The organism is Arcicella aurantiaca, assembly GCF_003148625.1.
GTDB lineage: Bacteria > Bacteroidota > Bacteroidia > Cytophagales > Spirosomataceae > Arcicella > Arcicella aurantiaca.
Genome location: NZ_QGGO01000008.1, coordinates 1 through 10,476, shown reverse-complemented (window position 1 = coordinate 10,476; position 10,476 = coordinate 1). Strand labels below are relative to the sequence as shown.

The window sequence follows — 10,476 nt, the reverse complement described above, 5'->3', positions numbered from 1 at the left end:
AAGGAAGTGGTATATTTACAACAATTCCACTCGTCATATTTATAGCCACTCCGTCTTTTGCTTTTTTTAATGTTTTAAAATTAATGTGCTTATTCAGCGGTTACAATAGCAGAAACGCTTTGGTAACAGTTTGGAAACACATTGTAAACACTTTCATTCAAAAGGCATGACTGTATTAGCAAAAAAGCAATTACGCTCTTCGATTGGGCTTCCTAACCGCAAGACTTTTAACCAACACATTATTCGTGCAGGGATTAAAGAAAAACTACCCGAATGGTTTTGGGGACAATACTATTTTTATGATGACCAGATTTCAGTCTTAGAGATGATTTTTGGAAAGAAACTTATTGAAGCATAAAAAAACCGCCTGTAATGGGCGGTTTTTTTGTGGGTGTGGGGGTAGCATTGGATTGAGACTATGAGAAAAGTTTTAATCTTTTTTAAAAATCAGGTAATTCTACTCTAAAAACTTATTTGAACTTTTACTAATATTGCAAAATAACTAAACTAACAACTAATGAAAAATAATGTCCAACTTACAGATTCTACCTGTTCTTTTTATCTCTTTTCTTTTGCTCACGTGAGCAATCACATTTCTTATCGTCAATTTTGTTAGTAACTCTTTATGATTATTGGGACATAAAGTCTATAAACTAATCTGAGTGTCACTATTGAAAAACACTATCGAGGAATCTATCAATTACATTTAATATTCAAAACAATTTATGGCGGTTATATTCCAAATCTTCCAAATCGGTTGGATAGACGCCATAAATAATCTCTTTTCACAGCTTATGGCGGCTATACGCTCATTGGTGGCAATCGCAGAAAAACACTTAGCATCATTCCAATATTACAAATAAATTTAACAACCATTACTTTCCATGAAAAAAACAATAATTGTATTTTTTTTAGCTTTTGTAACAAACATTTGCCTTGCCCAGAATAAAAGTCACGCCTTCTTCATGATTGGTAATTATGCTTATCCAGAATGGGAAAAGTTAGAATTTGATTTTACAGACGAAGGACGTGAAATAACCTACTCATATAGGAAGAACGAAAGCGGACATAAATTAATGGTTCTTGGTACAAAATATGTGAGAAATCAAAAGGTACTTATGGTTCGAATTCCAAAATACAATAAAATTTACTTAATTTTTAGAGATAGAAAAAATAGGAGAATCTTAATGACAAGTGAGGACAATACATATAAAAAATATTTTCCACTCGGTTACGAAGGACCAGTTGATGGACGAGGTACATATTGTGATAGTTGTGCAAACGAACCTGATGAAGCATTTTATATTTTAGATTCTTTTTTTTAACATAATTTACAAACAAATGGACAATAGAAATACACCCAAAATGGGAGCATTAAAAGTTTTTTCAATTATAGGAATTATCTTAAGCGTACTAATTACTGTTTTTGGTTTTTTAGGTATTAGTAATTTAGATGCAAGTGTGTACAATTCAGAAACAAACAATTTTGATTACAACTCTATTAATGGTAGAGACCCATTGTTTTTCTTGTTTCTTTTCAATGGAGCATTTTTTCTTACATTTTCGATAGTTGCTTGCGTTAAAGCATTTAAAAACTATAACTAATGCAAATCAATGTAACTTTTAATTTTGGACACATCCACGGACGAACAAAAGCGACTGCCACCAACTCCAGTTTGCAAAACGAAAAATAAAGTGTAACATATTTTACAATGCCCACACCCACAAAAAAACCGCCTCTTATGAGCGGTTTTTTTGTGGGTGTGGGGGTATATCAATTTGATAATTATTTTGTGTTTTATTTCTAAGTCCTAATGACCCTTTCGACACATATTCAAAAATGGTAGAATCCAAATACAGTAAAGAAAGCATAAACTTTATTTTTTAATTGCCATAGGGTTACATTTCTGATATATTTGCCTCATGGAAGCAAATAAGAAAAAACGCCAATCAAACCAATATGACAAGATTTTTAAGGAGAATATCGAAGCCGTAATTTCGAGTATCATGCAAAATATACTTGAAATTACGGCTGTTTCTGTGGAAGAACTGCCTGATGATATTCAGCATACCAAAGAACGTAAACCCGACACTTTAAAGAAAATCACAGATGATAAAGGCAACACATTTGTCCTTCAAATTGAATTTCAAGTAAAGAATGAAGATGAAATGGTTTATCGTATGCTTGATTATTACGGAATGCTTGAACGAAAGTACAAGCTACCTGTAAAACAATTCGTAATTTTTCTTGGTGCAGACAAATTGACAATGCCAACCGAACTTAATCGAGAACGATTAAAGTTCAGCTATCCACTTGTTTCACTTTCAACACTTGACTATCATATTTTTCTCAAATCGGATAAACCAGAAGAAATCATACTGGGCATTTTGGCAAATTTCAAAGGTGAAAACCCTGAAAATGCTCTAAAACAGATACTTATTCGTGTCAAGGAAACTACTGAAGGAGATTTTTCGTTAAATAGATACTTTAATCAGTTGCGTGTATTGGCTCAACTTCGTAACTTAGAACTAAATTTAAAAAACGCTATGGACAGCATCGCAGAATATATCAAAGAAGAAAGAGACGTTCTCTACCTACGTGGACAAGAGAAAATTATCGAAAGCCTTTTGACAAAGCTAAATTATAGCCTTGAACAAATTGCAGACATAGCTGGCGTTTCGTTAGACTTTGTTAAATCAGTTAAGCAAAAACTTACCACAAAATAGATACTTGGTAGCCACTTGAATGACGGACAAAAGCAGCCGCTACCAACTCATAAGAACTAATTTTCATGACTTTAAATACAAAAACCGCCTGTTGTGGGCGGTTTTTTTGTGGGTGTGGGGGTAGCACATTACTTGTATTTTGCTGTTTTATCGTTATTATTTTCAATAATTATTTTAATTTTTATTGAGATTAGGTAATTCTACGCTAAAAGATTAACAATTTTTATTTTAATATTGCGTCTTCGCTTTTATGAAGCGTTAATTGTCTAACTATTAAGCCAACTACTATGAAATTGTATTCCACTCTAAAGCCTTTAACACCTCCCCTATATTACTCTTCTTTTTATCAACTCGAGTAATCTCATTTGACATTGTAATTTTATTTTGCTGCTTGGCAAATAGTTGGTGGAAAATATTATCCAGCTTGAGGTGGTAGTATTACAAAACAAATAAATATTAATAATGAAATTTTAATGAGCCAATTTTCTGCACAGGAACCATCATTGGGTTATCACTACCAAATTAGGTATGCTTTACATCTTTTGTTAAAATCAAAAGAAAAAGAAGATTCTTTCATAAAACTTGAGAATCTTGATGATGTAGAAATTGGCGACCTTAACATTGTCGAATTGCACCAAACAAAATTTCACAATAAACATGCTTCAAACTTGACAGATTCAGGCGTGGATATTTGGAAGACTCTTAGAGTTTGGAGTGAAATGATAACAACTGGTAACATTGATTTGGATAATGCTATACTGGTCTTGGTGACAACTTCTAAAATATCCCCTGATTCAATACTTGATAAATTAACAGAAAACAAAACTGATAAAAAAACTTCCCAAGAAATAGTAGACAGACTTAATGAAGTTACACGAAATTCAAAAAGTGGAACAAATCCAGAAACCAAGAGTAGTGGATTACAACCATCTTTTAAGGCTTTCAATAAACTTTCAAACGAACAAAAACAAAAACTAATACAAAGTATTAACATTAGGGATAAGGCACTAAAATTCGATGAATTAAAACGTCAAATCCAACATGAACTACAACTTTATTTCCTCCCGAAGGAGATGGAATTAGCTTTTAATGAATTACAAGGTTGGTGGTATGAACAATGTATAAAACATTTGACGAATGAGAAAAATAAAATTACTTATCAAGAAATAAAAAACTATGTTCGATATATTGCCGATAAGTATAAGTCAGACAATTTACCGATTGATAAATATATTATGGGATTAGATGTCTCTGAGGCAGACTATGATGAAATGTGCTTCGTTAAGCAATTACAAGAAATCAACTTAGGGAAAAATGCCATAAATCAATCCAAAAGAGATTATTACCGAGCAAGCGAACAACGCTCTAAATGGATGAGAGAAAATCTTCTGAATGCTGAAGAAGAAATAAATTATGACTTTAGACTGAAAGATGATTGGAAAGGTAAATTTGCTTTTCTTGAGGATGAAATTGAAAATGTCCCAGATGAAGTAGTTATTGAAAAATGTAAACAATTTTACAAGCAATTTTATGGGGAGAATTTTCCTAATATTTTTATCCGCACGAGAGTTACTGAAATTTTTCTCGTTAAGGGCAGTTGTCAGATGCTCGCAGATAAAAAAAGTATTGTCTGGCATCCAAACTATTTAAAAAGATAAAATCTATGCTACCAAATTGGGATGAGAGATCAAACACTATTGCACACTTACTAAATCCTGCGTTTTGTGGAGAGGTAATTCGTCGTTGTATGTTTGCGTACCAAAAAGAACAAAAAACAGCTATGCCTTTTCAACTTGCTTTTTTGATTTTACCTATTGTTTTACATAAAGAAAACAGAGAACGTTTGCCCAAAACAAGTGGAAAAAACTTTATAAGTTGGATAGAAGAAAATCAAATTATAAAAAAAGATTTACCTAACATCATTAAAAATATAAATTCTTTTACAAAAGAGAGCATTATGTTTTTAATGATGTATAAGATAATTATTATAAACGAAAGCGGCAATTTTGAAGCTATTGCTAAGGGCAAAATACTATCTTATGAAAACGAAGTAGTTGAATGTTACAAAAAAGCTGAATTATTGGGGAAATTATTAGCGAAAGCTGGAAATAGCCAATTTATATTCGTCAATTTAGGGATTAAACCATAAAAATATGCAAATAATTGACATTATTCTTTACTCAAGAAGTGGAGAGCAAAGGATACTATCATTTGATACAGGAAAAGTAAATATTATTACAGGAGATAGTAAAACAGGTAAAACTGCAATTATAGATATTGTTGATTATTGCTTGGGAAGCAGTGATTTCAAAGTAGCAGAAGGTGTAGTTAGAGAATATGTTTGGTGGTATGCAGTAAGATATCAATTAAAGCAGGGACAAATTTTGATAGCACGTCCCAATCCAATAAAATATCAAAATAGTGCCTCTTCCGTTTATTTTATACAGGGAGATGTAGTTTCTATTCCGATTTTTGAGGAGTTAAAACCAAATATTAATACCGAAAATTTATTGCAAAAATTAGCTAATATTATTGGTATTGATGAATATACACATCAAGCTGAAATGTACACGAGACCTGAAATGAATGTAACTTTTAAGCACAGTCGTTTCTATTGTTTTCAACCACAAACTGATATCGACCAAAGAGACTTTTTATTTTATCACCAAAAGAAAGATATTTGGACAGAGCAGTCAATTAAAGATACATTGCCCTATTTTTTAGGTGCAATAGATACGGAAAGCATAAAATTTGTACGCCAACTGGCGGAAAAAAAAAGGAATTTTAATCGTTTAGAGAGAGAATTAAAAGAAGCACAGTCCATTGTTGATAAAACTATTGGACAAGTTTTTGATTTGATAAACGAGGCTAAACAAGTAAGCTTGATACAACTTAATGAATTTCCTAAAGATAGAGAAGAAGGATTAAAAATACTTCAAGCTGTTTCTACTCAAGATATATTACAAGAAAAAGCAGATGCAGAAAACGAAGTCTTAAGTTCGTTGCAAAGTCAAAGATTTGAAAAAAATAAGGAACTGGATGTCATTAGACAGGCTATTCAATCAACAGAAGATTACCAAAGAGAAACACAAGGTTATGAGAGCGAGGGTACTTACCAAGCATTAAGACTTGAAAGTATAAACATATATCCTATTAATACGGAGGTTGACAACTCTGTTTGCCCATTATGTGATAGTAAATTAGAAAATACAGTACCTAAAATTGAGCAAATTAAAAAATCCTTAATAGGTTTACAAGCTAATCTTCAAATAACAAAAAGAGAAAAACCAAAACTTAAACAATATTTAGATAATCTTTATAAGCAGCAAAGTGAACTGAAAAACCAAAATCGAGAAATTGAAAAATCTATTAATGCAATATATAAGGAAAACGAACAAGCTAAACGTTTGAAAGACTTAAATATTCGAAAAGGAAGAGTTTTAGGAAGAATAAGTCTTTATCTCGAAAGTAAGATTGAAGTGGCTGATTATTCTGAAACAAGACATAAGTTAACTTTACTGAAAAATGAAATAGAAGCCTTAAGTAACCAGTTAAACTCAGAAGATAAAGAAGATAAACTTGCAAGTATCCTTGACCAATTAAGTTTACAAATGACAACTTGGGCAAAAGAATTGGAGTTGGAGTTTAAGGATCGGACGATAAAGTTTGACATCAAAAAACTAACCTTATATATTATTTCAGCCGATAAACCGAGAATAAGATTTGACCAAACTGGTAGTGGTGAGAATTGGGTTGCATATCATTTACTAATTCATTTTGCATTACACAAGTATTTTGTACTGAATAAAAGACCAACACCGAATTTTTTGATAATCGACCAAATGTCCCAAGCATATTTTCCACCTGAAAAAGACATAAATGGTACTGGAGAAATTGAACAAAGTGAAGATGATAAAGCGATAAATCGTCTTTTTGACTTTATATTTAAGCGAACAAATGAATTAGAAGGAAAGCTACAAACAATAATTATTGACCACGCAAAACTTAAAGATGAAAAATTTGAAGGAGCAATAAAAGAGGAGTGGAGAAATGGGAAAAAACTTGTCCCAGTAAAATGGACAGAAATACACTATTGAGAAACAATTACCCTCGAGGAATCTATCAAATACATTTAGTATTCAAAAAATAATTTATAGAGTTTATATTCTCAAACGGTTGGATAGACGACATAAATAATCATTTTTCCTCGGCTTATGGCGGTTATATACTCGTTAGGCCTCATTTAAAAAAAACGCTTGCGAATTAGGATTTGATTGATATAGAGATAATAATACAAGCAACAATCTTTTTGATTTTAGGATTAATCCTTGCTTTACCGATTTTTATACTTTTCAAATTAAAACAATCTTTGGTCGTCTATTCCTTGACAACTCTAATCATATTAGGAGTAATAATCTGGATTTTTGCATGGTGGAGTGATAAATCCGCCTTGATTTTGTTAGACCATTATGGATTTAATTCTAACGGATTTAATGATACTGAAAGATTCCAAAATGTAACACAGGAAAATATAGATAAAGTAAAGAGTTTGGAAACAAGTATCATGGGAATTGGTTGGCCCTTAAAAGCGATTTTTGGATTTTTAATGACAATTCCATATTTGATATTTGTTTATATTGTGAAAGTATTGATTGATAGAATAAAGAAAAAGAAAAACGAGGCCTAACAAGCGGTATAAAATATTGGGGTTTTGCTGGTAAACCAAGGGTTTCGCCCGCTGGCAAGCTTTTCTATCGGTTGATAGATAAGTGTCCACGAAATCCCCAACATTCCATACCGCAGACGTCACCTGCAACCGTTGGGGACACTGTTAACTTGAAACTGACTGCAAGAAACAAACAGACAAAAACTAACTTTGTGACTTAATAAAACACTATATGAATATATTTAAACGGCTCTTTTCATCAAACACTTTGAACGAAATATTTACACCAAACACAGTCGCTAAGTTGACTTATGTGAGTAGGACAATAATTGAAGACGATTTAGAAAAATATTTATCGTTGCCAGGTAAGCAGATTGTTATTTATGGACATTCAGGCGGTGGCAAGACAACATTGCTTCGTAATAAGTTAAGAGAAGTTGAACAAAATTTTATCAAGACACATTGTGAATCATCAACTTCATTTAATGACCTTTTGCTTCAAGCATTTGATGAACTGAACAGATTCTATGTTTCAGAGAAAACGACAAACACTGAATATACAATCAGTAGCGAATTAAAGGCAGAGTTTAGCGGAATAAGTTCTCAATTGAATTCTTCAATTAAAGAAAGTAACGGAGAAAAAAGCGTTAGGATTATTCCACCACAACTAACTCCACAAAAGTTAGCAAAGTTTTTAGGCGAAATAAGTTGTGTTTGGATTATAGAGGATTTTCATAAAGTTGTTCCAGAAGAAAAAAAGAGAATAGCAGATGTAGTTAAAATATTTATTGATGCCGCAAATGATTACGCTAAGGTTAAAATTGTTTGCATCGGTGCGGTTGGAACTGCAAGAGAACTTATTGAACTTGATAACAATTTAAACAATAGAGTGGCAGAACTCTTCGTGCCATTGTTGACGGATGTAGAAATTGAATCAATAGTTACTAAAGGATTTGAGTTACTCAATGTCAATATTGACAAAGATTTAAAAGAAAAAATAGTTTACTACTCTAATAATTTAGCATCTCTAACACATCAAATATGTTACGACCTTTGTTTTCATTCCAACATAAAGCGACTTAGATTTTTTCCGAAGAAACTAAACAGTGGTTCGTTTAGAGTTGCAGTTAATTCATACGTTAGAAAAAATTCTGACACCTTTACAAAAATATATGACTCAATTGTTTGTCAAAAGTATGGATGGAATGTTCTCAAAACATTTGAACATTTAGAAAAAGAATCGCTTTCGTTTGACGAGATAAAAAATAATATCCCGACTTCTAAAAGACCAACAGATGAAGAACTGATAAACTACTTAGAGCAAGTTGGTTCTGCTGAATATAAGGAAGTAATTCGCCTTGATAGAAACTCAAGGAAGTATTCTATTTCAAGTCCTTTCTTTAGAGCATTTCTAAAAATGAAATTTGCACTTGAACAAAGTGAACAAAAGGAAATCAACAACAAGAAGAATAAGAAAAGGCATCATAAATTTTCCATTGATACCCCCCACATGTTTGAACATAAGTTTATACTCAACGATGAATTCTTGACCACATACAATCAGGTTTTAGAAAACATCATAATGAATGAAATAAAAATCAAGCGAAAAATAATCATACCAAAGGACAACAAGAAGGACGAGAAAATATAAGACACTAACCAAAATACAAATGAGTTTTATATCCTTGAACAACCTTTGGTGCGAACCCCAAACAGTAGTGCTTCATGGGAACAGCACTGCTGCAGGTAAGTAACATAAGATTAAACGAAATAAAAAAAGAAGGGCTTTGTTCGGTAATCAAAAAGTAGTGCTTCTAACAAACTTTGGTGTGTTATCAAAGTACCTGCTTCTAATTCCTTCTTTTTTTTACTTCGTTAGCCCCTTCTTCGTTAGCAGAAATGTTATAAAACCAGACTTAAAATGAATTTCACAGAAAAAGTTGAAAGATTAAAAATATTAGTTATTGGTGCTTCTACTGATGTCGCAATAACAGATGAACAGGAAAAAGAATATATTCAATTAAGAAAAGACTTAAACTTAGTTTCAAAATTTAAATCTCGCCAATCAAAAGAACTTAAAATATGCTCTTCTTTAAAAGAGTTTAGAAGAGAAATGCAAAATAAGGGGGGGTATGCAGAACGTAGAGAGTCAATAAGAGATATATTTTATTCCTTATTAGAAGACGAGGATTCTTTGTTAGATTCTATTGAAGAAATTCAATCAAGTGTTAATTTTGGACATTTAAAACTTCTTCCCCAAGATATTCAGGACAAGGGCAGAGAAATGTCGGAAGTATATTTGTACTTGTATTGTATCGAAAATTCATTAAGAATATTTATTGACGAAGTTAGAAAAACAGAAACGGTTAATATTCCCAAAAAAGTTCAAGATACTATCGACAAATTGAAGAAAAGTGAAGAAGAAAGCAAGTATTTACCATTAAGAGGAGACAATGATTTATTTTATTGTGACTTTATAGAATTAGGTAAAATTATAGTAGGAAATTGGAATGTTTTTAGCAAATATTTTCCTAAACAAAATGAACATTGGGTAAACGTTATAGTAGATGAACTTTACAAAATTCGTTGTCTTGTTGCTCATAATGGTTACGTTGGAAAAGATGAAAGAGATGCTTTAAAAGTATATTACAAAAATATTACAGCACAACTTAAAATATAAAAAACACTATATTTATACAAGATAGGCGAACGTAAGTAATTCAACATTTTATAATAGTTAAAAATTTGTAAGTAATTGAGCGGACGGAATTCTATTTCCTATCCTGTATAAACATTCAGCGTTGGTGGCAATTCCCCCTACTCAAAAAAACGAGTTGCAAAAGCAGGCTAACGTTTGTACGTTTGCGACACAAAGAGAAATAGACCGATTTAAAATTGGTGTTCGTAGCCCGATGGCCATTCCGGTTGAGATGTATCGTGTTCTATAATCTTTTTATAGAGCTTGTGTTGCAATCATTGGTGGCATTTATTTGACCCCGTTCAGAATATTGATAAACCTTTATATACATCTTCTTTGTATTTTTTTCATCAAAAACAACAAGAAGATGCAACAGAAAACCAAA

Annotated in this window: 13 protein-coding genes; 11 read left to right on the top strand and 2 right to left on the bottom strand. The window is 31.8% G+C overall.

Annotated features, from left to right (window positions below; translation table 11 throughout):
* Positions 1-166: 166 nt before the first annotated feature.
* The 4 genes from LV89_RS09060 (at position 167) to LV89_RS09050 (ending at position 1,605) form a co-directional block, all read left to right on the top strand.
* A complete protein-coding gene (locus tag LV89_RS09060; RefSeq protein WP_109742571.1) occupies positions 167-358 on the top strand; it encodes a hypothetical protein in 192 nt (63 codons plus the stop codon).
* Between the two features lie 367 nt (positions 359-725).
* Positions 726-863: a hypothetical protein gene (locus LV89_RS25125; RefSeq protein WP_158279547.1), complete on the top strand. Its 138-nt coding sequence runs from the start codon at positions 726-728 to the stop codon at positions 861-863.
* A 21-nt stretch (positions 864-884) separates the two neighbouring features.
* Positions 885-1,325 carry a hypothetical protein gene (locus LV89_RS09055; protein WP_109742570.1) on the top strand — a complete coding sequence of 147 codons (441 nt, stop codon included), beginning with the start codon at positions 885-887 and terminating at the stop codon, positions 1,323-1,325.
* Between the two features lie 16 nt (positions 1,326-1,341).
* Positions 1,342-1,605: a hypothetical protein gene (locus tag LV89_RS09050; protein ID WP_109742569.1), complete on the top strand. Its 264-nt coding sequence runs from the start codon at positions 1,342-1,344 to the stop codon at positions 1,603-1,605.
* Between the two features lie 135 nt (positions 1,606-1,740).
* Here the strand turns inward: LV89_RS09050 and LV89_RS25800 are convergent, their stop codons facing one another.
* Positions 1,741-1,872 carry a hypothetical protein gene (locus LV89_RS25800; RefSeq protein ID WP_262509857.1) on the bottom strand — a complete coding sequence of 44 codons (132 nt, stop codon included), beginning with the start codon at positions 1,870-1,872 and terminating at the stop codon, positions 1,741-1,743.
* A gap of 51 nt (positions 1,873-1,923) precedes the next feature.
* Here LV89_RS25800 and LV89_RS09045 point away from each other — a divergent pair, with 51 nt between their 5' ends.
* Complete coding sequence (locus tag LV89_RS09045; RefSeq protein ID WP_109742568.1) at positions 1,924-2,727, top strand: RpnC/YadD family protein; 804 nt, start codon at positions 1,924-1,926, stop codon at positions 2,725-2,727.
* Here LV89_RS09045 and LV89_RS24885 read toward each other — a convergent pair.
* A complete protein-coding gene (locus LV89_RS24885; RefSeq protein ID WP_146199111.1) occupies positions 2,714-2,893 on the bottom strand; it encodes a hypothetical protein in 180 nt (59 codons plus the stop codon). The two genes, LV89_RS09045 and LV89_RS24885, sit on opposite strands and share 14 nt — an antisense overlap.
* Positions 2,894-3,200: 307 nt before the next feature.
* On the opposite strand from LV89_RS24885, the gene LV89_RS09040 reads away from it, so the two are divergent.
* The 6 genes from LV89_RS09040 to LV89_RS09015 all read left to right on the top strand — a co-directional run bounded on the left by LV89_RS09040 (position 3,201) and on the right by LV89_RS09015 (position 10,073).
* Positions 3,201-4,385 carry an ABC-three component system protein gene (locus LV89_RS09040; protein WP_109742567.1) on the top strand — a complete coding sequence of 395 codons (1,185 nt, stop codon included), beginning with the start codon at positions 3,201-3,203 and terminating at the stop codon, positions 4,383-4,385.
* 5 nt (positions 4,386-4,390) lie between these two features.
* Positions 4,391-4,876, top strand: coding sequence for a three component ABC system middle component (locus tag LV89_RS09035; protein WP_146199110.1), 486 nt, complete (start codon positions 4,391-4,393; stop codon positions 4,874-4,876).
* Positions 4,877-4,880: 4 nt separating this feature from the next.
* Positions 4,881-6,824: a DUF3732 domain-containing protein gene (locus tag LV89_RS09030; protein ID WP_109742565.1), complete on the top strand. Its 1,944-nt coding sequence runs from the start codon at positions 4,881-4,883 to the stop codon at positions 6,822-6,824.
* A 173-nt stretch (positions 6,825-6,997) separates the two neighbouring features.
* Complete coding sequence (locus tag LV89_RS09025) at positions 6,998-7,414, top strand: hypothetical protein (protein ID WP_109742564.1); 417 nt, start codon at positions 6,998-7,000, stop codon at positions 7,412-7,414.
* Between the two features lie 211 nt (positions 7,415-7,625).
* A complete protein-coding gene (locus LV89_RS09020) occupies positions 7,626-9,044 on the top strand; it encodes an AAA family ATPase (RefSeq protein ID WP_109742563.1) in 1,419 nt (472 codons plus the stop codon).
* A gap of 270 nt (positions 9,045-9,314) precedes the next feature.
* The gene (locus LV89_RS09015) at positions 9,315-10,073 is read left to right on the top strand and encodes a Swt1 family HEPN domain-containing protein (RefSeq protein WP_109742562.1); all 759 of its coding nucleotides are present in this window, start codon (positions 9,315-9,317) and stop codon (positions 10,071-10,073) included.
* The last annotated feature ends 403 nt before the right edge of the window (positions 10,074-10,476 follow it).

Excerpts from the sequence above, each read along its gene's own strand:
- LV89_RS25800 (WP_262509857.1), bottom strand. The coding sequence starts at position 1,872 with ATGCTTTCTTTACTGTATTTGGATTCTACCATTTTTGAATATGTGTCG.
- LV89_RS09050 (WP_109742569.1), top strand. The coding sequence starts at position 1,342 with ATGGACAATAGAAATACACCCAAAATGGGAGCATTAAAAGTTTTTTCA.
- LV89_RS09055 (WP_109742570.1), top strand. The coding sequence starts at position 885 with ATGAAAAAAACAATAATTGTATTTTTTTTAGCTTTTGTAACAAACATT.
- LV89_RS25125 (WP_158279547.1), top strand. The coding sequence starts at position 726 with ATGGCGGTTATATTCCAAATCTTCCAAATCGGTTGGATAGACGCCATA.
- LV89_RS09040 (WP_109742567.1), top strand. The coding sequence starts at position 3,201 with ATGAGCCAATTTTCTGCACAGGAACCATCATTGGGTTATCACTACCAA.
- LV89_RS09035 (WP_146199110.1), top strand. The coding sequence starts at position 4,391 with ATGCTACCAAATTGGGATGAGAGATCAAACACTATTGCACACTTACTA.
- LV89_RS09045 (WP_109742568.1), top strand. The coding sequence starts at position 1,924 with ATGGAAGCAAATAAGAAAAAACGCCAATCAAACCAATATGACAAGATT.
- LV89_RS09020 (WP_109742563.1), top strand. The coding sequence starts at position 7,626 with ATGAATATATTTAAACGGCTCTTTTCATCAAACACTTTGAACGAAATA.
- LV89_RS09015 (WP_109742562.1), top strand. The coding sequence starts at position 9,315 with ATGAATTTCACAGAAAAAGTTGAAAGATTAAAAATATTAGTTATTGGT.
- LV89_RS09060 (WP_109742571.1), top strand. The coding sequence starts at position 167 with ATGACTGTATTAGCAAAAAAGCAATTACGCTCTTCGATTGGGCTTCCT.
- LV89_RS09030 (WP_109742565.1), top strand. The coding sequence starts at position 4,881 with ATGCAAATAATTGACATTATTCTTTACTCAAGAAGTGGAGAGCAAAGG.